The 24,440-nt window shown below is 66.5% G+C and carries 22 protein-coding genes; 14 read left to right on the top strand and 8 right to left on the bottom strand.

Annotated elements, in window-relative coordinates; genetic code table 11:
* Positions 1-70: 70 nt before the first annotated feature.
* Genes ptsP through DR843_RS07005 form a run of 5 tightly spaced genes read right to left on the bottom strand, consistent with a single transcriptional unit; the run spans position 71 to position 5,860 of the window.
* On the bottom strand, positions 71-1,744 hold the full coding sequence (gene ptsP, locus DR843_RS07025; RefSeq protein ID WP_109684722.1) for a phosphoenolpyruvate--protein phosphotransferase: 1,674 nt from the start codon (positions 1,742-1,744) through the stop codon (positions 71-73).
* Positions 1,745-1,748: 4 nt separating this feature from the next.
* Positions 1,749-2,015 (bottom strand): HPr family phosphocarrier protein, encoded by a 267-nt coding sequence (locus DR843_RS07020; RefSeq protein WP_109684721.1) that lies wholly within the window; start codon positions 2,013-2,015, stop codon positions 1,749-1,751.
* Positions 2,016-2,053: 38 nt separating this feature from the next.
* Complete coding sequence (locus DR843_RS07015) at positions 2,054-4,102, bottom strand: PTS fructose transporter subunit IIABC (protein ID WP_109684720.1); 2,049 nt, start codon at positions 4,100-4,102, stop codon at positions 2,054-2,056.
* Positions 4,103-4,157: 55 nt separating this feature from the next.
* Entirely contained in the window at positions 4,158-5,102 is a 945-nt protein-coding gene (gene pfkB, locus DR843_RS07010; protein ID WP_109684719.1) for a 1-phosphofructokinase, read from the bottom strand.
* Positions 5,099-5,860: a DeoR/GlpR family DNA-binding transcription regulator gene (locus DR843_RS07005; RefSeq protein ID WP_109684718.1), complete on the bottom strand. Its 762-nt coding sequence runs from the start codon at positions 5,858-5,860 to the stop codon at positions 5,099-5,101. Before DR843_RS07005 ends, pfkB begins: the two co-directional genes overlap by 4 nt.
* A gap of 151 nt (positions 5,861-6,011) precedes the next feature.
* Here DR843_RS07005 and DR843_RS07000 point away from each other — a divergent pair, with 151 nt between their 5' ends.
* From DR843_RS07000 to DR843_RS06950, 11 genes are all read left to right on the top strand, one after another.
* Positions 6,012-7,265, top strand: a complete 1,254-nt coding sequence (locus DR843_RS07000; RefSeq protein ID WP_211310197.1) for a GAF domain-containing protein — start codon at positions 6,012-6,014, stop codon at positions 7,263-7,265.
* 109 nt (positions 7,266-7,374) lie between these two features.
* A complete protein-coding gene (gene adh / locus DR843_RS06995; RefSeq protein WP_109684716.1) occupies positions 7,375-8,898 on the top strand; it encodes an aldehyde dehydrogenase in 1,524 nt (507 codons plus the stop codon).
* 138 nt (positions 8,899-9,036) lie between these two features.
* A complete protein-coding gene (locus DR843_RS06990; protein WP_172461486.1) occupies positions 9,037-10,317 on the top strand; it encodes an IS256 family transposase in 1,281 nt (426 codons plus the stop codon).
* 49 nt (positions 10,318-10,366) lie between these two features.
* A complete protein-coding gene (locus tag DR843_RS06985) occupies positions 10,367-10,684 on the top strand; it encodes a DUF779 domain-containing protein (RefSeq protein WP_245934218.1) in 318 nt (105 codons plus the stop codon).
* A 57-nt stretch (positions 10,685-10,741) separates the two neighbouring features.
* Entirely contained in the window at positions 10,742-11,431 is a 690-nt protein-coding gene (locus tag DR843_RS06980; RefSeq protein WP_245934042.1) for an ANTAR domain-containing response regulator, read from the top strand.
* A gap of 111 nt (positions 11,432-11,542) precedes the next feature.
* The gene (locus DR843_RS06975; RefSeq protein ID WP_245934041.1) at positions 11,543-12,772 is read left to right on the top strand and encodes a branched-chain amino acid ABC transporter substrate-binding protein; all 1,230 of its coding nucleotides are present in this window, start codon (positions 11,543-11,545) and stop codon (positions 12,770-12,772) included.
* A 105-nt stretch (positions 12,773-12,877) separates the two neighbouring features.
* Positions 12,878-13,882, top strand: coding sequence for a branched-chain amino acid ABC transporter permease (locus DR843_RS06970; RefSeq protein ID WP_109684713.1), 1,005 nt, complete (start codon positions 12,878-12,880; stop codon positions 13,880-13,882).
* Positions 13,882-15,066 (top strand): branched-chain amino acid ABC transporter permease, encoded by a 1,185-nt coding sequence (locus tag DR843_RS06965; RefSeq protein WP_109684712.1) that lies wholly within the window; start codon positions 13,882-13,884, stop codon positions 15,064-15,066. Before DR843_RS06970 ends, DR843_RS06965 begins: the two co-directional genes overlap by 1 nt.
* The gene (locus DR843_RS06960) at positions 15,063-15,992 is read left to right on the top strand and encodes an ABC transporter ATP-binding protein (RefSeq protein WP_109688677.1); all 930 of its coding nucleotides are present in this window, start codon (positions 15,063-15,065) and stop codon (positions 15,990-15,992) included. The genes DR843_RS06965 and DR843_RS06960 overlap by 4 nt, the downstream gene beginning before the upstream one ends.
* Complete coding sequence (locus DR843_RS06955; protein WP_109684711.1) at positions 15,979-16,689, top strand: ABC transporter ATP-binding protein; 711 nt, start codon at positions 15,979-15,981, stop codon at positions 16,687-16,689. The genes DR843_RS06960 and DR843_RS06955 overlap by 14 nt, the downstream gene beginning before the upstream one ends.
* 70 nt (positions 16,690-16,759) lie before the next feature.
* Positions 16,760-17,326: a GNAT family N-acetyltransferase gene (locus DR843_RS06950; protein WP_170119771.1), complete on the top strand. Its 567-nt coding sequence runs from the start codon at positions 16,760-16,762 to the stop codon at positions 17,324-17,326.
* Here the strand turns inward: DR843_RS06950 and DR843_RS06945 are convergent.
* Positions 17,312-17,722 carry a PaaI family thioesterase gene (locus DR843_RS06945; RefSeq protein ID WP_109684709.1) on the bottom strand — a complete coding sequence of 137 codons (411 nt, stop codon included), beginning with the start codon at positions 17,720-17,722 and terminating at the stop codon, positions 17,312-17,314. The two genes, DR843_RS06950 and DR843_RS06945, sit on opposite strands and share 15 nt — an antisense overlap.
* 19 nt (positions 17,723-17,741) lie before the next feature.
* Here DR843_RS06945 and polA point away from each other — a divergent pair, with 19 nt between their 5' ends.
* Complete coding sequence (gene polA, locus DR843_RS06940) at positions 17,742-20,420, top strand: DNA polymerase I (protein WP_109684708.1); 2,679 nt, start codon at positions 17,742-17,744, stop codon at positions 20,418-20,420.
* Between the two features lie 9 nt (positions 20,421-20,429).
* Here polA and DR843_RS06935 read toward each other — a convergent pair whose 3' ends face one another.
* Positions 20,430-21,152, bottom strand: coding sequence for a nucleotidyltransferase family protein (locus DR843_RS06935; RefSeq protein ID WP_170119770.1), 723 nt, complete (start codon positions 21,150-21,152; stop codon positions 20,430-20,432).
* Complete coding sequence (locus DR843_RS06930; protein ID WP_109684706.1) at positions 21,149-23,119, bottom strand: acyltransferase family protein; 1,971 nt, start codon at positions 23,117-23,119, stop codon at positions 21,149-21,151. Before DR843_RS06930 ends, DR843_RS06935 begins: the two co-directional genes overlap by 4 nt.
* Here DR843_RS06930 and DR843_RS06925 point away from each other — a divergent pair.
* Both DR843_RS06925 and DR843_RS06920 read left to right on the top strand, forming a co-directional pair.
* Positions 23,118-23,594, top strand: a complete 477-nt coding sequence (locus DR843_RS06925; RefSeq protein WP_109684705.1) for a hypothetical protein — start codon at positions 23,118-23,120, stop codon at positions 23,592-23,594. The two genes, DR843_RS06930 and DR843_RS06925, sit on opposite strands and share 2 nt — an antisense overlap.
* Positions 23,595-24,431: a class I SAM-dependent methyltransferase gene (locus DR843_RS06920; protein WP_109684704.1), complete on the top strand. Its 837-nt coding sequence runs from the start codon at positions 23,595-23,597 to the stop codon at positions 24,429-24,431.
* Positions 24,432-24,440 lie beyond the last annotated feature (9 nt).

The raw sequence follows: 24,440 nt of genomic DNA, 5'->3' as shown, positions 1-24,440 counted from the left end.
TGAGCTTCGGCTCGCACCAACAGACAACGGCCGGACCTGCATTCGCAGGTCCGGCCGTTGTCTGTTCGCCTCAGAGCAGAGCGGTCACTTCGGCGTTTGCCGCCTCGCGTACGGCGGCCTGGGCGTCCCCGGCGGACCGGGCGTCGCGCGCGATCGCGGCCAGGCGTTGGCAATCGGACAGGCTGTGCTTGGACAGGGCGTAGCGCACCATCGGCACCTTGGCCGGGGCCATCGACAGGCTTTGGACGCCCAGCCCGGTGAGCACGAGAGCCAGGAGCGGGTCGCCCCCGGCCTCCCCGCATACGCCCATCGGTTTGCCTTGGTGGGCGGCGCCATGGCAGGCGGCTGCGACCACGTCGAGGACGGCGGGCTGCCACGGGTCCAGCAGATCAGAGAGGGCACCGTGCATCCGGTCGGCGGCCATCGTGTACTGGCCCAGGTCATTGGTGCCCAGACTGCCGAAGTCGACTTCAGCCAGCACGTGCCGGGAGCGCAGGGCAGCCGCGGGAACCTCGATCATCACTCCGGATTTCGGCAGTCCGTTCTCCTGCACCCGCCGCGCGAACCACGCGGCTTCTTCAGCGGTGGCGACCATGGGCGCCATGACCCGCACGTCGGCGCCAGTGTCCTTGGCCGCGACCGCCAGAGCTTCGAGTTGCGCATCCAACAGGTCAGGACGCACCGCGGACAGCCGTAGTCCGCGCTGACCGAGCGCCGGATTCTCCTCCGGTCCGAGGTCGGCGAACGCCAACGGCTTGTCCGCGCCCGCATCGAGGGTGCGTACGACGACCCGACGGCCCGGGAACGGCGCGAACACCTGGCGGTAGATGTCCGCCTGCTCCTGCACGGTCGGCGCCTGGGTGGCGGACAGGTAGACGAATTCAGTACGGAACAGCCCGACGCCCTCCAGGTCCTGGGCGCCGGCGTCGACGGCGTCCGCGACGCCACCGATGTTGGCCAGAAGGGCCACGGGGTGACCGTCCTGGGTCCGGCCCGGGCCGGCGGAGGTGGCGAGGGCCGCCGTACGTCGATCGCCCCGCTCGCGCAGTCGCTCGACCGTTTCGTGCGAGGGGGACAGGAGCACCTCACCGGAGTCGCCATCGACGGCGACCATGCTGCCCGGTTCGAGATCCAGCGCACCCTCGCAGTTGACGACCGCCGGGATCGCCATCTGGGCCGCAAGGATCGCGGTGTGGCTCGTACGTCCACCTTCGGCGGTCACGATTCCCGCGACCAGGGAACGGTCAAGAGTCGCGGTCTCAGCGGGGGCCAGGTCCTGCGCGACGATCACGCTGGGCTGGGTGAGTTCGGGTACGCCGGGTGCGGGCACCCCGAGTACCGCTGCGACGGTGCGGGATCCCACGTCCCGCAGATCGGTGACGCGCTCGGCGAAATAGCCACCAAGCGCTTCGAACTGGGCGGCGAACTCCTCCACCCCTGCGGCCACCGAGGTCGCCGGGCCCTGCCCCGCGGCCAGGTGTTTGCCCACCGCCTTGTGCAGACTCTTGTCCCGGGCGATCAACGCCGTGGCGGTGAGGATCTGCTGTGCCGTGTCGTCGGCGTGCGCTGCGCGGGTATCGAGGTCCGTGGCGACCTGTTCGAATGCCGCCTTGACCCGGACCAATTCGGCGTCCGGATCCGTGGCCGCCGGCTCGTTCTCCGGCGGCCGGACCGCCGGAGAAACGAGCACGACCGGTCCGTACGCCGCTCCGGCGCTGACCCCGATACCTCGCAGTGCAGTCATCGGCTCAGGCGTCCAGGTCCTGCGACAGCAGGTCGACCAGGCTGTCGAGAGCCTCGTCGGCGCCCTCGCCGTCCGCGGTCAGGACGACTTCTTCGCCGTGTTTGGCGCCAAGGGCCATGACCCCCAGGATGCTTGTGGCATCCACCGGGTCCTCGCCCTTGCGGCCGATCTCGATGTCCAGTCCACTTTCGGACGCCGCTTGGACGAACAGCGCGGCGGGTCGAGCGTGCAAACCAACCGCTGACGCGATGGTGACGGTGCGTTCTGCCATGGGAGTCACTCCTTGATGATTGATGAAAGTGGCGTTGTTCAGACAGTAGCCGCGGCGTCCACCTGCTGGCGGCTGCGGTCGCCCGATTTCAGGGCCACCACCAGGGCCGTCGTGACCAGTACGCCGATCACCAGAGCCACCAGGAAGAGCAGGAAGTTGCCGATCAGCGGCAGCACCCAGATACCGCCATGCGGTGCGCGCAGAGTGGTACCGAACTGCATGGCCAACGCGCCGGTGACCGCTGAGCCGGCAACGGAGGACACGATGACCCGCCACGGATCGGCCGCAGCGAACGGGATGGCGCCCTCACTGATGAAGGACAGCCCCAGCAACCACGCCGCCTTGCCGTTCTCCCGCTCCGGTTCGCTGAACAGACCCGGTCGCAGAGTCGTGGCCAGCGCCATACCCAGCGGGGCCACCATGCCCGCGGCCATCACGGCCGCCATGATCTTCAACTGGGGAGCGTTCGTCGCGGTACCCGCTGCTGCAAGACCGGTGGTGGCGAAGGTGTAGGCCACCTTGTTGACCGGACCACCCAGGTCGAAGCCCATCATGGCGCCGAGGATCGCGCCGAGAACCAGTGCGCTGGTGCCGGACATGCCGTTCAGCCAGGAGGTCAGGCCATCGGAGATGCCCTTGATCGGTCGGCCGAGCACGGTGATGAACAGGCCCACGGTCAGCAACGTCGACAACAGCGGGATGACAACGACTGGCATCACGCCACGCACGCCCTTGGGAACGGCCCAACTGGAGATCCACTTGGCCAGGAAGCCGCCGAGGAAGCCGGTCACGATGCCGCCGATGAATCCGGCGTGCATGGTCACCGCAACGGCGCCACCGACGATGCCGGGCACCAGACCCGGCCGGTCGGCAATCGCGAACGCAATGAACCCGGACAGGATCGGGACCAGGAAGCCGAACGCGGCCGCTCCGATCAGGAAGAACAAGGCAGCCCAGTGCATCCCGTTGGTCGGATTGAAGCTGTTCTGCAGGATCGTGACGCCCTGGGCCGTGGAGGTCGGGTCCAGGGTGAAGTTCTTGGTCACCTCGATCGCGCCGGTCTTACCGCCGGCGAACTGGGCGATCATGAAGCCCAGGGCGATCAGGATGCCGCCGGCGGCGACGAACGGAATCATGTACGACACACCGGTCATCAGGATCTGCCGGATGCGGGTACCCCAGCCGGCGTTCTCGTCGACCTTGGTGGCCATGCTCGCCCCGCCGGTCAGGGCAGCGGCTGCCGCGGCCTTGCTCGGGTCGGCCTTCCACGCTGCAGCCAGCGCGGCTGCCTCATCGATCAGGGCCGGTCCGTCGCTGATCGCCTTCTTGACCCCGACGTCGATCAGCGGCTTGCCGGCGAACCGGTCGCGCTCGCGGACCTCGACATCGTGGGCGAAGATCACCGCGTCGGCCGCGGCGATCTGCTCCGGGGTGAGTTTGGTCAGACCTGCTGAGCCTTGCGTCTCCACGGTCATCGTGTGTCCGGCTTCGCGGGCCGCGTTCTCCAGCGCCTCGGCGGCCATGTAGGTGTGCGCGATCCCGGTCGGGCAACTGGTCACTCCGACCAGGGTCAGCGACGCGGGTGCGTCGGTGGCCTGCGCAGGTGCGGCTGCCACCGCGCTCGTTGCTGACGCGGTCTCGTCGAGCGACACGTGCTCGTTGACGAGATCCACGACCTCCTGGTTGGAGGTCGCTGCGTCGAGACGGGCGCGGAAGTCCTTGTTCATCAACGCTTTGGCCAGTTTCGGCAGCATCTGCATATGTGCCTCGCCACCGTCTACGGGCGCGGCGATGAGGAAGATCAGGTGTGCCGGGCCATCCTTGGCGCCCCAATCGATGCCGTCACGGGAGCGAGCGAAGGCCAGCGACGGCTCGGTGATGGCGGCGCTGCGCGCGTGCGGGATGCCGATCCCGCCGGGCAGTCCGGTGGCCATCTTTGCTTCCCGTTCGCGGACATCGGCCAGGAAGCCATCGACATCCGTGCAGCGGCCCGAAGCGGCCAGGGTCTGCGCCAACCGGGTGGTGGCGTCCTCCCTGCTGGTGGAGTCCAGGTCCAGCAGGACCTGGTCGGTGGTGATGAGCGACACGGCTGTGTGTCCTTTCGTGGTGCGGCCTGGACCGCGGATGGGGTGGTGGTTGGAACTACGAGATGGGGATCGTGGGGTCGGGGTGGTGGGAGATCGTGACCTCGATGTCCTGCAGGTCAGCGGTGGTGGGCACGACGCTGCCCGGCAGCCGGACGGCCGCCGCACCCCACGTGGTGCCCGCGACGAGGGCGCGCTCGGGATCGTGGCCGGTCTGGAGTTCGGACAGCAGCCCCGCCAACAGGCAGTCGCCGGCGCCGACGGTCGACAGTGGTTTGGTGACCCGGGCACCGGCCCAGACGCATCGCTCGGAGTCGACCAGGACCGCCCCGTCGGCTCCCAGGCTGACCACGACTGCACCAACCCCGCCGGCGACCAGTTCGTGTGCGGCGTCGATGACCTCGCCGAGCGTGGTCAGCGGCGTTCCGACCAGCTCCGCGAGCTCCTCGTGGTTGGGTTTGATCAGGTCCGGCCCGGCCGCGACGGCGGCGGCCAGCGGCGTACCTGAGGAGTCGACGGCGACGCGCACTGCGTGCTCGCGGCCCACGGTCACGAGCCGGGCGTAGAAGTCATCGGGTACGCCGGGTGGCAGGCTCCCGCAGGCGACCAGCCAGTCGGCCGAGGGTAGTTCGAGCGCCAGCTGCTGCAGCAGGGCTGCGGTGTCGGTCCCTTCGAGGACGGGACCGGCTTCGTTCAGCTTGGTGGTCGTGCCGTCGGGTTCCACGGCGGCGACGTTCATCCGGGTCTGACCGACGATCGGCACGGCCCGGTAGGCGACCCCGGCGCGAGTGAGCAGTTGCGTCATCAGCTGCCCCTCCGGGCCGCCGGTCGGCAGCACGGCCAGTGACGGGCTGCCCAAGGAGGTCAGGGCCCGGGTGACGTTGATTCCCTTGCCGCCAGGATCGATCCGACTGGACAGCGCCCGGTTGACTTCGCCCACCCGCACGGCCGGCACGGTGATCGTGCGGTCGACGCTGGGGTTGGGGGTGACGGTGACGATCATGCGAGCACCACTTCCGGTCCGGCTTCGGCGATCTCGGTGGCCGCGGCCGCAGCCAGGCCGCGGTCGGAGATGAGGACATCGACCCGGCTCAGGGGAGCGAACGAGTGGAACTGATCGGCGCCGTACTTGGTGGAGTCGGCCAGGACCACCACACGTCGGGCGGCGTCGATGATGGCCTGTTTGGAGGTGGCCTCAGCCTGGTCCGGGGTGCTCATCCCGTGCCGGACGCTGAACCCGTTGGTGCCCAGGAAGGCGACGTCGGCGGTGATGTTGGCCAGCGCGTCGGTGGCCCACCGTCCGACCGTGGCTCCGGTGAGTCGACGAACCCGGCCACCGACCACGAACAGATCGACGCCCGGAAAGGTCGCCAGCGCCGTCGCGGCGGACACCGAATTGGTCACGACGGAGAGTTCGATCTCGCGAGGCAGGAGTTCGACCAGGGCCTGGGTCGTCGTACCCGCATCGAGCACGATCGTTCCGCCGGCCGGGATCTCGTCCAGGGCACGGGCGGCGATGGCTCGCTTCTGGCTGGTCAGTCGACCGGCACGGACGTCGACCGCTGATTCCGGCGTGAACCGCTCGATGGGGATGGCGCCGCCGTGGACCCGCCGTACCGCACCGCGCTGCTCGAGCACGCGCAGATCACGGCGCACGGTCTCACTCGTGACGCCGAGGGTGTGCGCGATCGCGCTGACTTCCACGCGGCCTGCAGTACGAGCCTCGTTGAGGATGTGCTCGTGTCGCTCCGTTGCGTACATGCAGTAAGGAAACCACACAAACGGATCGAGAACAACACAAACGGGCATTTGAATGGGTGGGAAATTGGGGGCGGCTGTGTCCGGGGCCACGGGACCGCGGGAAACCAGCGATCTCGAAGTGCGGTCTCTCACACGCCGTAAGGTTGAAACCGTGGATCAGCGCCAACACCGCCGTCTGCTGGCTCAGGCGCGGGAAGCGTTCTTGGCCCGGGCCGAACCGCCCGCGGTCCGCGACATCGTGCTGGACTCCTGGAAGCGTTCGCTGTCCAGTGGCCTTGACCCGGAGGCGGCGGTCGACCAGCCGACGTTGTCCGAGCAGGATCTGATCGCGTTGCAGGCTGCCCACCCGCTGGGTGAGTTCATGCCGTTGATCCGTCAGTTACTCGTCGAAGGCGCCAGCGAGGCCGGCATGCTGGTCGCGGTCAGTGACGCCGCAGGCCGGCTGCTGTGGGTCGAGGGCGACCGGGGGCTGCGCAGCCGCGCGGAGTCCATGCTTTTCGTCCCTGGCGCGACGTGGAGCGAGCAGGCGGTGGGCACCAACGCTCCCGGCACGGCCCTGGCGCTCGACCAGGCGGTGCAGATCCGGGCTGCCGAGCACCTTGCTCGCCAGGTCACCCGCTGGAGTTGCTCGGCGGCGCCGATCCATGACCCGGAGACCGGCGCGATGCTCGGGGTCCTGGATCTGACCGGTGACGACGACGCTGCCAACCCGCAGAGTCTGTCGATGGTGCGAGCGACCGTTGCCGCCGTCGAGGCTCAGCTGCGCCTGGCCCGGCTGTCGCGGTGGGCTGACCTCTCGACGTACGCCGTGCCCGCACTCAGCCTGCAGCGGCACCTGCAGGTGTTGGGCGCCCGGGCCGGCTTGCTGACCGAGCCACACGGGGTGCGCCGGCTCAGTCTGCGGCACAGTGAACTCCTCCTGCTGCTGAGCCTGGCGCCCGACGGTCTGACGACCGAGGAGATTGCCGTCGCCCTCAGCGATCGGGAGATTCCTGCCGTCACCGTGCGGGCCGAATTATCCCGGCTACGAGCCGTGCTCGGTGACGAGACCATCGCATCGCGGCCCTATCGGATCGCGGGTCCGCTGACCACCGACCTGGCCCACCTGCGGGAGGTGTTGACCCATGGCTCAGTGGCCGAGGCGGCCCAGGCCTACCGTGGCCCGCTGCTGCCGACGTCGGAGTCGCCGGCGATCAGCGAACTTCGCGATGAGCTGCACATGCAGGTACGCGGGGCGGTGCTGCGCTCCGCCGACCCGGACGTGCTGCTCCGGTTCGCCGACACCGACTTCGGCCGTGACGACCTGGAGTTGTGGGAGGTGGCGCGGCGGCGGCTGCCGGCCGATTCGCCGCGCATGGTGAGTGTCGAAGCCCGCATCCACGCGCTGTCGTTCGGCGACTTCTAGACCCGGTCGCTGCGTTGTGACGTGTGCAACGTTGTTGCAACGCCCTCCTTCGTAACGTGCGTCACATTCCGGCAAGGCTGCCGGAGCAGACCACGAAAGGCACTTTCCGATGACTGTTTACGCCGCGCCCGGCCACGAGGGCAGCAAGGTCACGTACAAGTCGCGCTATGACAACTTCATCGGCGGACAGTGGGTTCCGCCGGTCAAGGGCCAGTACTTCGAGAACGTCTCGCCGGTGAACGGCAAGGTGTTCTGCGAGGTCGCGCGTTCCACCGCCGATGACATCGAGAAGGCGCTCGACGCCGCGCATGCCGCCGCGCCCGCGTGGGGCAAGACCTCGGTCGCCGAGCGTTCGAACATCTTGAACAAGATCGCCGACCGGATCGAGGCCAACCTCGAACTGTTGGCGGTGGGTGAGACCTGGGACAACGGCAAGCCGGTCCGTGAGACCCTCGCCGCCGACCTGCCCCTCGCGGTCGATCACTTCCGCTACTTCGCCGGCGCGTTGCGCGCCCAAGAGGGTCACATCTCCCAGATCGATGACAACACCGTGGCCTATCACTTCCAGGAGCCGCTGGGTGTGGTCGGTCAGATCATCCCGTGGAACTTCCCGCTGCTGATGGCGGTCTGGAAGCTCGCGCCGGCCCTGGCTGCTGGCAACGCGGTCGTCATCAAGCCGGCTGAACAGACACCGGCCTCGATCATGTTGCTGATGGAACTCATCGGCGACCTGCTGCCCGCCGGTGTCGTCAATGTCGTCAACGGCTTCGGCGTCGAGGCAGGTAAGCCGCTGGCCTCGTCCAAGCGGATCCGCAAGATCGCCTTCACCGGTGAGACCACCACGGGCCGGTTGATCTCGCAGTACGCCTCCGAGAACCTCATCCCGGTCACCCTGGAACTCGGCGGCAAGAGCCCGAACATCTTCTTCGAGGATGTCGCCAGCCAGCAGGATGCCTTCTACGACAAGGCTCTCGAGGGTTTCGCGATGTTCGCGTTGAACCAGGGCGAGGTCTGCACCTGCCCGAGCCGCGCCCTGATTCAGAAGTCGATCTTCGACCCGTTCCTGGGCGACGGCATCGACCGCGTCAAGGCGATCAAGCAGGGCAACCCGCTGGACACCGACACCATGGTCGGCGCGCAGGCCTCCAACGACCAGTTGGAGAAGATCCTGTCCTACATCGACATCGGCACCCAGGAGGGTGCTCGCGTCATCACCGGTGGCGAGCGCGTCGACCTCGGCGGTGACCTGTCCGGTGGGTACTACGTGGCCCCAACGGTTTTCGTGGGCAACAACAAGATGCGCATCTTCCAGGAGGAGATCTTCGGCCCGGTCGTGTCCGTGACGGAGTTCGACGACTACGACGACGCGATGTCCATCGCCAACGACACCCTCTACGGCCTCGGCGCCGGTGTGTGGTCCCGGGACATCAACACCGCGTACCGCGCGGGTCGGGAGATCCAGGCCGGTCGGGTCTGGACCAACTGCTACCACGCCTACCCGGCGCACGCCGCGTTCGGCGGGTACAAGTCCTCCGGTATCGGCCGCGAGAACCACCTGATGATGCTGGACCACTACCAGCAGACCAAGAACCTGCTGGTGTCGTACGACGCCAACAAGCTCGGGTTCTTCTAAGAATCATGACCGGATTCGTCACTGTCCCAACACCCGTCGAACGGGTGGCGGTGACCAGCGAGGGTCTGTCCGAAACTTTGTGTAAGTGGCTTGGCGTGACGTCCCTGGCTTTGGCTGGGGCGGAAGGAAGATCGCGTCATGTCTGATGAGCAAGCGCATGGTGAGTTGGTGGCGAGGTCGTCGGCCGAGTCGGTTGACGTTGATGATCTGGCGCAGCAGCTGGTCGCTTCGGCGGTCGAGCGGCAGGTCGCTTTGACCGGTGAGGGTGGGTTGTTGACGACGCTGACGCGGCGGGTCCTGCAGGCAGCCCTGGAGGCCGAGATGAGCGCCCACCTGGGGTATGACAAGCACGCGGTCAACGGCCGCGATGGCGGCAACTCCCGCAATGGCTCCAGCCCCAAGACGGTGCGCACCGAGATCGGGGACGTGCAGATCCAGGTTCCGCGGGATCGGGCCGGCACGTTCGAACCGCAGATCGTGCCCAAGCACCAGCGCCGCCTGGCCGGGTTCGATGAGGCCGTGATTTCGCTGTACGCGAAGGGCATGACCACCGGGGACATCGCCGCTCACCTGTCCCAGGTGTACGACACCGATGTTTCCCGGGACCTGGTCTCGCGGGTCACCGACCAGGTCCTGGGTGACATGAAGGCGTGGTCGGCGCGTCCGTTGGACGCGATCTACCCGGTGATCCTGATCGACGCGATCGTGCTGAAGGTCCGCGAAGGGACGGTCGCGAACCGTCCGGTGTATGTGGCAATCGGTATAGACCTCAACGGTTTCCGCGATGTCCTGGGGTTGTGGGTCGGCCCATCGGGTGGGGAAGGAGCCAAGCAGTGGATGAACATGCTGTCGGACTTGAAGAATCGTGGCATCCTCGATGCGTGCATCGTGTGCTGCGACGGCCTCAAAGGCTTGCCCGAGGCGATCACGGCGACCTGGCCGGCCGCCACGGTGCAAACGTGTGTGGTGCATTTGGTCCGCAACAGTCTGCGGTACGCCTCCAAGAAGTACTGGCAGGCCATCACCCGCGACCTCAAGCGGATCTACACCGCCCCGTCGCTGGCGGCGGCCGAAACCGAGTTCGAGACCTTCGCGCAGCAGTGGGAACCGCTGTATCCGGCGATGGTGCGGATGTGGCGCAACTCCTGGACCGAGTTCATCCCGTTCCTGGACTTCCCTGTCGAGGTCCGCAAACTGATCTATACGACCAACGGGATCGAGTCGTTGAACGCCCGGTTCCGGGCAGCGACACGTCGACGGGGCCATTTCCCGGACGAGCAATCCGCGTTGAAGGTGCTCTACCTCGCGGTGTTGGAGCGGCAGAAGAACCGACCCAACCCCACCGGGCAGATCGCCGGCTGGAAGAACATCCTGAACGTACTATCCATGACCTACGGCGACCGCCTAGGTCTGAACTAGCCGATGCCACTTACACAAAGAATCAGACGGACCCACCAGCGAGGCTGCGCTGCTGCTGCGCAGCCTCGCTGCGGTCAACGGGCCGTTGATGTTCCACCAGTCCGGCGGCTGCTGCGACGGCTCGGCGCCGATGTGTTTCCCGCAGGGTGAGTTCAAGCTGGGTGGCGCTGATGTGCACCTGGGGGACGTGAACATCGCCGACGCGGGGGACAGTCCGGTGTTGGTACCTGTGTGGATGTCCAGGGAGCAGTTCGAGGTGTGGCAACACACCCATCTGACCATCGACGTGGTCGTTGGCCGGGGCGCAGGCTTCTCGTTGGAAGCGCCGACCGGCAAGCGGTTCCTGATCCGCTCCCGTCTGATGTGAGGTGTGCGACCTACGACTGACACGTTGGTGTAACACGATCGTGCTTGAGTACTGGTTGTGAGCACCGTCGACACCGCACCGCCACGGATCCTCGTCGCTGAGGACGAGGCCATCATCCGCCTGGACCTGACCGAGATGTTGACCGAATCCGGGTACGACGTCCTGGAGGCGGTCGGGGACGGCCGGGCGGCCGTCGAGCGAGCAACCGCCCTGCAACCCGACCTGGTCGTCATGGACGTCAAGATGCCCGTGCTGGACGGGATTTCGGCTGCCGAGCAACTCGGTACGAGCGGTGTGGCGCCAGTCGTCATGTTGACCGCGTTCTCCGACAAGGACCTTGTCGAGCGCGCCTCGGATGCCGGTGTGATGGCCTACGTCCTCAAACCGTTCACGATCGACGACCTCCGACCGGCGATCACGATTGCGCTGCATCGGTGGAACGAACGCAAGGCGCTCGAGGTGGAGATCGCCGACCTGGGCGAGCGTCTCGAAACCCGCAAGCGGCTCGACCGCGCCAAGGGCATCTTGATGGCTCGTCTCGGTCTGGATGAACCCGGTGCCTTCCGGTGGATCCAGAAGACGGCGATGGACCGTCGCCTGGGGATGCGCGACGTAGCGGACGCGGTGATCGCGGGCGGGGCTGCGCCCGTCACCCCTACCCGCACACCTGAGGATCCGGCTGCCCGACCGGCCGGGGAACGCCCCAAGCCGGCCCCGCCACGCGCCCCGGCGGACGGCAAAAGGTAACAAACAGGACTCGAACCCGTGTGTGTCACAAGAAGGCACCCGGATTCGGCTTAGTGTTCATCGGCAGACGACTGCGCGGGCAGTTGTTTCGTGTTACAGAAGGAGTTCCAAGTGCGTTCTTTGATGAAGGTGGCGGTTCCAGCCGTCGCGGCGGGTCTGGCGCTCGCCGGCTGCGCCAACAGCAGCTCCGGCGGCGGGGGCACGTCTGCCGCGGCTGCCGGCAACAATCTGACCCAGCTGCCTGCGGTCACGACGATCGATGTTCCGAAGGACGCAGTGCTGCCCGCCGGTGACGGCAAGGCGACGTGCGCTTCGACCACGACGCTGGCCTACATCGGTGCGGAGACCGGTGCGAACGCGCAGCTCGGTATCAACATCTACAACGGCGTGCAGCTGGCGATCGACCAGCACAACAAGGCCAACCCGGGCTGCCAGGTGCAGTTCAAGAAGTACGACACCGAAGGTGACCCGACCAAGGCGACCGGCCCGGTCACCCAGGCGGTCAACGACGCGAGCATCATCGGCGTCATCGGTCTGCCGTTCTCGGGTGAGTCCAAGGCCACCGGCAAGATCTTCGAGCAGAACGATCTGGCTCACATCACGCCGTCGGCCACCAACCCGACGCTGACCCAGAACGGCTGGACGACCTTCTTCCGCGGTCTGGCCAACGACAACGTCCAGGGCCCGGCGGCTGCCAACCTGGCCGAAAAGCTCGGCGCCAAGAAGGTCTTCGTCGTCCAGGACGACTCTGACTACGGCATCGGTCTGGCCGGCACGATCACCAAGGCGCTCGGCGACAAGCTGGCCGGCACCGACAAGGTCACCACCGGTCAGAAGGACTTCTCCGCTACCGCGCAGAAGGTCATCAACTCCAAGGCCGACGTGGTCTTCTACTCCGGTTACTACGCCGAGGGTGCGCCCTTCGACCAGCAGCTGGTGCAGAAGGGCTTCAAGGGCGTCTTCATCGGCCCCGACGGTGTGAAGGACGACGAGTTCATCAAGCAGGCCGGAAGCGCCAGCGCGAACGCCTACTTCACCTGCCCCTGCATCCCCGGTGAGCTGATCCCGTCCTTCTCCAAGGAGTACGCGACGGTCTCCGGTGGTAAGGCTCCGGGTACCTACTCCGTTGAGGGTTACGACGCGGCGACGATCCTGTTGACCGGTATCGACAAGGGCAACACCACCCGCGCCAAGTTGAAGGAATTCGTCAAGACCTACGACGCGGACGGTCTGTCCAAGCAGTACAAGTGGAGTTCGACCGGTGAACTCGAGGCTCTGCCGGTCTACGGCTACAAGGTCGAGAACGGCAAGATCGTCTCGGTCGGTGTGATCAGCCAGTAACAGCCCCATCCGGGCGCACCACGATTGCGGCCCCGCCAGTCACCCGGCTGACGGGGCCGCACCGCTGGTGTCCCGAACCCCTGATCGAACCCCCAGGAGCCATTTGTGCACACCCTCGCTCTGGCCGTCGCGACGGACGACAGCTGGATCCAGTTCGACTGGACCTATCTCTTCCAGAACTTCTGGACCGCGACCTTCGATGGATTGACGTTCGGCGCGATCTACGCGCTCGTGGCGCTCGGGTACACCTTGGTGTACGGCGTCCTGAACCTGATCAACTTCGCACACTCGGAAGTCTTCATCTCCGGTGCTTACGCGGTGGTGTTCACCCTGTCGGCGTTGGGCTTCGGGCCCAACGCACCGAACCTGCCCCTGGTCTCGATCATCCTCGACCTCGTGCTGGCCTGTCTGGCCGCGATGCTGGTCAGCGGTCTGGTCGCGCTCCTGGTGGAGCGGATCGCCTACAAACCCCTGCGAGATCGGGGGGCGCCACGATTGGCGTACCTGATCAGCGCGATCGGTGCTTCGTTCGCGATCCAGTACCTGTTGTTCAACTGGCGCGGCTCGAACGCTGAGCCGGCGGTGATCATGTTCACCCCCAAGCCGGTCTTCGACGTGTTCGGCACCATCATCGACAGCCAGCAACTGACCATCGTCATCGCGGCGATCGTGATGATGGTGGCGGTCGATCAGTTCATCCGCCGCACCCGGCTCGGCCGCGGAATCCGCGCCGTCGCCCAGGACCCCGACACGGCGACCCTGATGGGCGTCAACAAAGAGCGCATCATCATGTCGACGTTCCTCATCGGTGGCCTGCTGGCCGGCGCCGCGGCATTGTTCTACGTGATGAAAGTTCCGGCGGGCGTGATCTACAACGGTGGATTCGTCCTGGGCATCAAGGCGTTCACCGCCGCGGTGCTCGGCGGTATTGGCAACATCCGAGGGGCGTTGCTCGGTGGTCTGCTGCTGGGGATGATCGGTAACTACGGCCAATACCTGCTGGGCGATGCGCAATGGACCGACGTGGTCTGCTTCGTGGTCCTGGTGCTGGTCCTCATGGTCCGGCCCGAGGGCATCCTCGGCTCCAGTCTGGCGAAGGTGCGTGCGTGATGAGTATGGGTCAAGCCCCCATGGGCGGCGCCGCCGAGGCGCAGGAGATGCAGGACGACCAACTCGAGGAGTCGACCCGCAAACCAGGTCGGTTCCACAAGATCCAGGAGAAGTGGAACAGCCTCGAGCGTTGGCAGCAGTGGGTCTTCCTAGCTGTCTTCGGGCTGATCGTGTTCTTCCTGCCGGTGCTCAACCCGCCGATCATCACCACCGAACCGGGCACCGACTTCCCGTTGGCCTGTTTCGACATGGCCCGGTTCGCCCTTGCCGCGCTCGGCCTGAACGTCGTGGTCGGCCAGGCCGGTCTGTTGGACCTGGGGTACGTCGGCTTCTTCGCGGTCGGTTCGTACGTGGCAGCGCTGTGGACCAGCACCGATTCCACGATGGTGCACATTCCCTACCTGTGGACGCTGCCGCTGGCGATGATCGTCACGGTGGTCTTCGGTGTCCTGCTGGGTGTGCCGACGCTGCGACTACGCGGTGACTATCTGGCGATCGTGACGCTCGGCTTCGGCGAGATCATCCGCCTGTTGGCCAGCATCATTCCGCCGCTGCGCGGCAACGTCGGCTTCCAGAACGTCGGGGCACCCCCCGGTGAACACAACGGTCAGCCGATCTTCGACAACAGCCACGGCACGCCCTGGTACATGTTCACCGTCGTCATCATCGTCGTGGTGATGGTCCTGCTGGGCAACCTCGAACGTTCGCGCGTCGGCCGGGCGTGGGTGGCCATCCGCGAGGACGAGGATGCCGCCGAGACGATGGGCGTGCCCACGTTCAAGTTCAAGCTGTGGGCGTTCGGTACCGGTGCCGCCATCGGCGGTCTGTCCGGTGCGATCTTCGCCGGTCAGGTCGGCTTCGTGAACAACCAGAAGTTCGACGTCGCAACCTCGATGCTCTTCTTGGCCGCTGTCGTCCTGGGTGGCGCGGGTAACAAGTTCGGTGCAGTGCTGGGTGGTGCGCTGGTGTCCTACCTGCCGAACCGGTTCTTGTTCATCGCCGATTGGAAGTACTTCATCTTCGGTGTCGCGTTGATCGTGTTGATGATCTTCCGGCCACAGGGTCTGCTCGGGGTGCGCAACCACTTGCTGGCGGCGACCCGACGGCTGAAGCAATGGGTCAGCACCGCACCACCGGTGGCAGCGACCAGTCCGGCCACGGCCTCGGGGGAGGAGCAGCGATGACCAATCCGCACGACGATCCTGACGCAACACCACCGGCAGAGGGACACCTGAGCCCGGAGGTCGAGGTCACCGTCCCCGATGACCTGCCTGACATCGCCGAAGTCGTCGCGCCGGATCGCACGATCCGGGTCGACGTCGGTGAGCCGTTGGTCTCGCTGAATGACCTGACGGTTACCTTCGGCGGTCTCACCGCGCTCGACCATGTCACCTTCGACATCCTGCGCGGCGAGATCCTCGGCCTGATCGGACCCAACGGTGCGGGCAAGACGACCTGCTTCAACGCGATGACCGGTGTCTACCGCCCCTCCGCCGGCACCGTGACCATGGAGGGCAAGTCCCTGGTCGGCAAGAAGAAGCACGCCATCACCCAGGCCGGTATCGCCCGGACGTTCCAGAACATCCGGCTGTTCGGTGAGATGACCGCACTGGAGAACGTGGTGGTCGGTCTGGACGCCCGGCACCGCACCAGCGTTCCGGGCGCGATCTTCCGCACCGCGCGGCACCGCCGTGAGGAACGCGAAGCCATCGACCGGGGCATGGCCCTGTTGGAGTTCGTCGGCATCGCGGACAAGGCCACGGCGCCGTCGCGCAGCCTGCCCTACGGATACCAGCGCCGGTTGGAGATCGCCCGCGCCCTGGCGACTGAGCCGAAGCTGCTGTGTCTGGACGAACCGGCCGCCGGCTTCAACCCAGCCGAGAAGCAGGAGCTGATGGCGCTGATCCGCTCCATCCGCGACGACGGGTACACCGTGCTGCTGATCGAGCACGACATGAAGCTGGTGATGGGCGTCACCGACCGCATCGTCGTCCTGGAATTCGGTCGCAAGATCGCGGACGACGTCCCGGCCAAGATCCAACAAGACCCAGCGGTCATTGCGGCGTACCTGGGCACCGACGAAGAGGACGAAGACGATGGCGCTGCTTGAGCTGGACGACGTCAGCGTCCACTACGGGCGCATCCAGGCGATCCACAACATGTCGATCCACGTCGACGAGGGTGAGATCGTCAGTCTGATCGGCGCCAACGGCGCCGGCAAGACCACCACCATGCGGTCGATCGCCGGTCTGTTGTCGTTGTCCGGCGGCAGCATCACCTTCGACGGCGAAGACATCTCCAAGACCAAGGCGCATCTGCGGGTCGTCAAGGGCATGTCACTCACCCCCGAGGGCCGGGGCATCTTCCCCTCGCTGACGGTGATGGAGAACCTCGACATGGGGGCCTACACCCGCAGCGACAAGGCGGGGATGGCGGAGGACCTGGACCGGGTCTTCGACCTCTTCCCACGGCTGAAGGAACGGCAGAAGCAGTCCGGCGGCACGATGTCCGGTGGTGAGCAGCAGATGCTCGCGATCGGCCGGGCGCTGATGGCCCGCCCGAAACTCCTGCTGCTGGACGAGCCGTCGATGGGCCTGGCACCGCAGTTCATCCGGCAGATCTTCTCCATCGTCAAGCAGGTGAACCAGCAGGGGACCACGGTGTTGCTGGTGGAACAGAACGCCAATCAGGCGCTCAAACTGGCCCACCGCGCCTACATCCTGGAGACCGGTCGGATCACCCGCGAGGGGCCGGGCCGCGAGCTTGCCTCGGACGACGCGGTGCGGGCCGCCTACTTGGGCGCCTGACTCCCCAGCCGGGGCCGAGCGCGAGTATTGTCTGACGCGTTCTGTCGTGATCGGCCCGAGGAGTTGTGTGTTGGCTGCGAACCTGACCGTTTGTCGCATCGGAAGCGCCGATCACGACATACTCGCCCCGCTGTGGGTTTCCTCGGTCAGTGATGACGGACACCGCACGCACTTCGCCGAGCGGCAGGTGACCGAAGGTCGTCTTGCCAATGCCCTTGCGCGAGAAGAGGTTTCGATCTATCTCGCACGGGTGGACGACGTTCCGGCCGGCTTCACCGTTCTGACGCTCGACCAGTTGTCCGGTCTGACCGTTGAGCCGACCTTGTGGCTGGAGCAGCTGTGGGTCGTCCCCGAACTGCGCCGGCGTGGCGTTTCGCGGGTGCTGTTGGCCGCGGCGGTCTCCCGGGCCGAACAGGTCGGTGCCACGTCGCTAGTGTCCTGTGTGCCCGCTGCCGGCCGCGACGAGCAGCGCTTCCTCGCCCGGCTGGGCTTCGGCCCCTACGTCAGCGCTCGCAGCGTGGCGCCCGCCGCCTTGCGGCGGCGGCTGGCCACCGACGACCACCGCGAGACCGTGGCGACGGCGCTGGTGCGCCGCCGCCGGTCGTTGCGGGCGCGGGCCGCCTTACCCCGCCTTTGATCCCGGTGCGGCATCGCGCAGCAGACAGGTGATGCGCGCCGTACACACGCGTTTGCCGTCCTCATCGGTGACCACCACGTCGTAGGACGCCAGGGTGTTGCCCAAGGACAGAGCCGTCGCGGTTCCCGTGACGACCCCGCCGCGCGCAGCCCGGTGGTGGGTGGCGTTGATGTCCAGGCCCACGGCGATCCGGTTCTCGCCGGCGTGCAACGCAGCACCCACCGACCCGAGCGTCTCTGCCAGCACGACACTGGCGCCGCCGTGCAGGAGACCGTAGGGCTGGGTGTTGCCGTCAACCGGCATGGTGCCGACGATGCGTTCTGGGCTGGCTTCGAGCAGTTCGATGCCCATCCGCTCGATCAGCGTGCCGGTAGTGGAGTAAGAGGTGTCAGTCATAACGCCTAGGCTGCCATGCGTGAAGCGTTTGCTACTGCTCGACGGACATTCGCTGGCCTATCGCGCGTTCTTCGCGCTGCCGGCAGAGAACTTCTCGACCACCACTGGGCAGACCACGAATGCGGTCTACGGCTTCACCTCGATGCTGATCAACGTGCTGCGGGACGAGGAGCCCACGCACATCGGGGTGGCCTTTGACGTCTCGCGACAGACGTTCCGGGCGGCGGAGTATCCCGAGTACAAAGCCGGGCGGTCCAAGACCCCGGACGAGTTCAAGGGCCAGGTGTCGCTGATCCACGAGGTGCTGGCGGCGCTGCGGGTCCCGTACGTCGAGTCCGAGGGCTACGAAGCCGACGACATCATCGCGACGCTGACGACCCGCGCCGTCGCGGAAGGATTCGATGAGGTCCTGATCTGCTCCGGGGACCGCGACGCCATCCAGTTGATCAGTCCGCAGGTCACGTTGCTCTACCCGCGCAAGGGCGTGTCCGACCTGGCCCGGATGACGCCCGATGCGGTGCAGGAGAAGTACGGCGTGCCTCCCGAGCGGTACAGCGACCTGGCGGCGCTGGTGGGGGAGACCTCCGACAACCTTCCCGGCGTGCCGGGCGTGGGGCCCAAGACCGCGGCCAAGTGGATCGGCCAGTACGGCGATCTGGGCGGCCTGGTCGCGCACGTCGGCGAGATCAAGGGCAAGGCGGGCGAATCGCTGCGCGAGCACCTGGACGGGGTGCTGCGTAATCGTCGGCTGAACCAGTTGCTGCGCGATCTGGATCTGCCGGTCGGCCCGGCGGATCTGGCCCGCCAGGTGTGGGACCGCGACGAGGTGCATCGGGTGTTCGACGGGCTGGAGTTCCGGGTGCTGCGGGACCGGCTCTTCGCGACCCTGGAGGCGGCCGAGCCCGAAGCGCAGGAGGATGTCAGCGTTGACGGTGCCGTCCTGGCGGCCGACGAGGTGGCGGGTTGGTTGGCCGAGCAGGTGCCGGCCGGTTCGCGGGCCGGGGTGCAGGTGGTCGGTTCGTGGGCGCAGGGCACCGGTGATCCCCGGGGGATCGCTCTCGCGGTCGGTGAAGGGCAGCACGCCGGCGCCTACATCGACCTGGCCACGTTGACCCCCCAGGCTGAGGACGCGGTCGCTCAGTGGGCGGCTGATCCGTTGCGGGAGAAGGTTTTCCACGAGGTCAAGGGCCAACTGCAGGCGTTGGCAGCACGCGGGCTGCGGGTTGAAGGGGTGGTCAGCGACACGGCGCTGGCGGCCTACCTGGTGCGTCCGGATCAGCGTTCCTACGACCTGGCTGATCTGGCGCTGCGGCATCTGAAGGTGGAGCTCAACCCGTCCGGCGCCAACCCCGACCAAGGATTGTTGGCGCTTGACGGGATGGACGACGAGGCCCAGCAGGCGATGCGCAACGCGAGCGCCGTGCTGGACCTGTCCGTGGCCCTCGATGAGGAGTTGGTGGCCACCGGGGGCGCGGCACTGTTGCGCGACGTCGAACTCCCCCTCGCCGGGGTGCTCGCCACGATGGAGAAGGACGGCATCGCGGTGGACACCGACCTGCTGGCCGAGCTCGAGGATGGCTACGCCGACGGCGTGCACCAGGCCGCGCAGGATGCGTACGAAGCCATTGAGGGCAAGCAGATCAACCTGGGTTCGCCCAAGCAGTTGCAGACGGTGCTCTTCGATGACCTGGGGATGCCCAAGACCAAACGCACCAAGACCGGTTACACGACTGATGCCGACGCGCTGACCGAGTTGTACGCCAAGACCGGGCACCCCTTCCTTGAGGCACTGCTACGCCATCGTGACGCGACCCGGTTGCGGGTGACGGTCGAGGGGTTGCGCAAGTCGGTGGCCGACGATGGACGGATCCACACGACGTACCAGCAGACGATCGCGGCGACCGGCCGGCTGTCGTCCACGGACCCGAACCTGCAGAACATCCCGATCCGCACCGAGGCCGGCCGACGGATCCGGGAGGTGTTCGTCGTCGGTCAGGGTTACGAGTCGTTGATGTCCGCCGACTACAGCCAGATCGAGATGCGGATCATGGCGCACCTGTCCGGCGACGCGGGCCTGATCGAGGCCTTCCGCGGCGGGGAGGATCTGCACCGGTTCGTTGGCTCACGGGTCTTCTCCGTGCAGCCGTCGGAGGTGTCGCAGGAGATGCGGGCAAAGGTCAAGGCGATGTCGTACGGGCTGGCCTACGGGCTGTCCGCGTTCGGTCTGTCCAAGCAGTTGTCGATCTCCACCGGTGAGGCGTCGGGGCTGATGGAGGAGTACTTCGCGCGCTTCGGTGGGGTGCGTGACTACCTCCACGAAGTCGTCGAGCAGGCCCGCAAGACCGGCTACACCGAGACGATGCTGGGTCGACGCCGCTACCTGCCCGACCTCACTTCGGACAACCGGCAGCGCCGCGAGATGGCTGAGCGGATGGCGCTCAACGCGCCCATCCAGGGTTCGGCCGCCGACATCATCAAGCTGGCGATGTTGCGGGTGGGCGCGTCGTTGCAGCAGGCGGGTCTGCGGTCGCGGATGCTGTTGCAGGTCCACGACGAGCTCGTGTTGGAGGTCGCACCGGGGGAGTTGGCCGAGGTCGAGCAGATCGTGCGCGACGACATGGGCAAGGCCGTCGCCATGGATGTGCCGCTGGACGTCAGTGTCGGCGTGGGTCGGTCCTGGCACGACGCGGCGCACTGAACGCAGTCGTCACAGATCACCGCCAGCGGCGCGGTAGGCCTCGATCGCACCCAGGTCCACCCCGGGCGACTCGTCCACGACGGCGAGCAGCCGGGTGCCTTCGCTGATCAAGCGGGGGAGAACGTCGCGCTCCAGGCTGAGCGACCACCCCGACGGATCAGCGTCGCGAGCCTGACGAATGTACCCACGGATCCGTTGCACAGCAGTCGGATTGAAGACGTAGCAGCCAGCATTCGCTAGCCCAGGGCCACCAGCGACAGGTTTTTCGACGAACGAGATCACCGCATCGCCGTGACCGACCTCGACGGCACCGAACGCGCGACGATCAGGGACCGTGCGCACGTGCAGGCTCCCGTCCCAGGCGCGCTCAGCAGTCACCGCCAGTTGGGTAACCAAGTCGTGGCTGCCGTGCTCGTCGGCGTTCAGCACGAGCACCGGATGGTCGGTGGCCTTGAGTTCAGCGAGGGCACCGCCCGTACCGCGCGGGACTTCCTCGACGGTGTAACTCAACCGAACGCCGTACGTGCTGCCGTCCCCCAGGGTCGCCGGGAACTGGCCGGCGAGATATCCGGTGCTGATCACGATGTCGCGGATTCCTGCGGCGGCCAGGCGACGAAGCGGTTGGGCGATCATGGGCTCGCCGTGCATCGGTAACAGCGGTTTGGGGCAGTCGTCGGTGAACGGCGCCAGGCGAGTGCCTCGGCCGCCGGCGAGCAGGACGGCGATGGTCACAGTTGGTTGGCGATCCAGCGCCATACGATGGGCGCCGACTGGGCAGTGAAGTGCAAACCGTCTTGCCACAACGGTTGGCCGTTGATCACGTCGCGGTACCCGTCGGAGCACAGGAACGTATAGAGGTCGAGCACCTGTACGTCATGCTGCCGGGCCCAGGTGGCGGCAACGGAGTTCACGTGCTGCACCTTGGCATCGTCATTCACTGCGGTGAGTTCCGAGTTTCCCGAAGCATTCGGCATGCGGTGACACGAGAGGTTCAGCAGGACGAACCGGTGCGCTCCAGCGTGCGCCGCTCCCGAAGCCACGTGGTCAAGCGAGGACTTGATGAATGCGTCGTGAGCAGGCGTCCCGAAATCCACCGGGTGGCCATCGACCTGGAAGTCGTTGACGAAGGCCTGGGAGACCGGATAGATCACCGTTTGCGGGTTCTGCGCTGCTAGTTGGTCCGGCCAGGTGTTTTGCCATTGGGGGCACTCCGCAAGCGCCGGTTGGACCGATCCGTCGATGATCCGCTTCCCGGCCCACGGCTCGCAGCCGAAATTGCTCACGGCCTGCACGGTGAGCGTCGGGATCTGGCCAGCGGGAAAGTACACATAGAGGCTGTACGGCACGGAGTTGCCGATCACGCTGACGCGCACGGGCGGTCCGCTGGCTGGCGGCGCCGGCTTGGTGTACGTGATCTGCGGTCCCGAGACTGCGAGGGCGTCACTGCTACTGCGGCCAAGCGCCACCATGCCGATAGCAAGGGCGGGAACCGAGCACCAGGCAATGACCCGACCGATCTGGGGCTGCGCGGGTACCAATGCTCGCAGGCCACCTTTTCTGATCGGTTGCTCGATGAATCGGTAGCTGCAGTAGGCGATAGCGAGCGACAAGGAGAACTGGATGATGGCAACGACCAGCGGTGGGAGCCCCAGCCGATCGCGGGTGAGGAAGACGATCACGGGCCAATGCCATAGATAAAGGGAGTAGCTGACAGTCCCCAGCCAGCGCAGCGGCTCGAAGGCAAGCGCCCGTTGAATCGGGGTGGACAGTACTGCGGCGCCTGCACTGACCGGGAAAACGATGAGCAGGCACAGAAGTACCAGGCCGCCGCGGAATATCCACGTCGCGGTCTCGTCCGCAAGGGCGAAGGCTGAGAGCACCAGGATCGCGGCCAGAATGCCTATCCGACCCAACCAGGGGTCTACCCGGCGGGGCATAGTGCTGGCCCCGGAGCGACGACCGAACTCGTGCGGTCCCCACCAGATTCCCGCGACGGCGCCGATCAACAACTCAAAGGCACGGGTGGCCGTCGAGTAGTAGACGCGAGTGGGCTCGGTGCCGGGAACATACTGCACAGCCATCCATACCGCGGATGCTGTCGCCAAGACGACGAAGACCGCCGTCGCAGGCAGCCGCGGCCTGCGAGGACTCAGCCGCCAGGTCACCGCGAGGATGGCCACCAGCAGAAGGGGGAACACCAGGTAGAACTGCTCCTCGATGGCCAATGACCAGGTATGGCGCAACGGCGAGGGCATTCCGAGGGTACTTCCGAAGTAGGCGTCATCGGACAGGAGAAGGCGCCAGTTGGAGACGTAGAGCACGGTCGCGAGGCCGTCCCAGGCGATGGGTACGCGTCGGGATGGCTCGGCCCATAGACGACTCAAGACGAGGACGGCCGCCACGACAAGAAGTAAGCCCGGCAGCAAGCGACGGGCTCGTGCCAACCAGAATCCGATCAGGTCGATCGATTGTCGTCTGCGGTACTCCGCCAGCAGCAGTGAACAGATCAGGAACCCGGACAGAACGAAGAACACGTCGACGCCCAGCCAGCCGCCCGGCAACCACCGGTTGTTCAGGTGGTAAACAACCACTGCGAGGACTGCCACCCCGCGGATACCGTCTAGCGCGGGCCGATAGCGAAGTGACCGATGTGGCTGCCGATCGGCCCTGTGTTGCACGCCACTAGGGTAAGGGACCATGTCCGATCAATCCGCGTCACCCGATGCGACCCGCACCGCCGTCAGCCTGCGTACTGGGTCCAAAGTCTGCATTCTGCTTGCCTTGGCCGCCCTTGCCGTTGCGGTCTATTTCTACGCTGTCCCGATGTCGGTCCGCACTCAGACCGGAGCGGTGTTCTCCTGTGGATCCGCCTCCAGTCCGCCCGATCAGGAGTTCCAACGCAACGTCTGCGCCAACCTCACCGATATCGGACTGTTCCGGGCCTATCTCTTTGTAGCTCTGGCGTTGATTAGTGCGGTCGTCGGTGTGCTCCTGTTCGGGATCGAGCGCAGGGCCGTCCCGCGCCGCTCACGCGGCTACATCAGTGAGGACGGCCAATTCCGGCGCGGCCGGGACGGCGGCTCTCCGCAGGACAGCGACCAGGCCACCGATGTCGTCGCCACACCCGCCGGTGACGGTGATGGTGACGAGTCGAGTACGACGGGACGCAGCTGAGTGGACACCCAGGCATTTCTCGCCAGCGTTCCGTCCCTCTTCCAGGGTGACCCGCGCAGCACACCGCCCGCGGATGCACGCTGGCAGGGCTTTGTCGACGGTCCGGAAGCGGTGACGGGTTTCACCGGGCCGAATGAGTTGGCGGTGCTGCACCGGGCGGCGAGCCTGTTGCCGCCCGACGAGGTCTACCTGGAGGTAGGCACCTTCAAGGGTCGCTCGTTGTGTGCGACCGTGCAGGATGCCACGGACCAGAAATTCTTCGCGATGGAGAACTTCCTGGAATTCGGGATGGCTGGGCAGGAGGCGCGGGCCGAGCTCGAGGCCAACCTGGCGCGGTGGGCCGGTTCGGCCGACGTGACCCTGCTCGAAGGTGACTGCTTCAAGCTGATGGCCGAGCCGGGGCTGCTGCCCGACCCGGTCGGGGTCTACTTCTACGACGGCGAACACACCCTGCTGTCGCACTATCTGGCGCTGGCCGTCGTCGAGCCGCTGCTGGCCGACGAGGCCCTGGTACTGGTCGACGACGCCACCTGGCCGGTGGTCCAGCGTGCCCACCATCAGTTCATCAAGCGGCACAGCGGCTGGCAGGTCGTGGAACGCTGGGATGCTCGGGAGGCCGACGACCCGCTGTGGGCCAACGGACTGCATGCGCTGGTCTATCGTCGTCCACCGGGCGCGCGGCGCACGCTCGGCCGCACCGACGAGGTGCTGCGCTACTACCAGGCACATGTGCAGGACCGCCTCAACAGCGTCGCCTGGAAGGCCGCCGCACGGTTCCCCGGGCCGGCTAAGGAAGCGGCGCGCTGGGTGATGGGCCGCTCGCGCAAAATCGACTGACCCCAAGCT

Source organism: Branchiibius hedensis (assembly GCF_900108585.1).
In the GTDB taxonomy this organism is placed as follows: domain Bacteria; phylum Actinomycetota; class Actinomycetes; order Actinomycetales; family Dermatophilaceae; genus Branchiibius; species Branchiibius hedensis.
The sequence above is the reverse complement of the archived record's forward strand: the minus strand, read 5'-3'. Positions and strand labels throughout refer to the sequence as shown.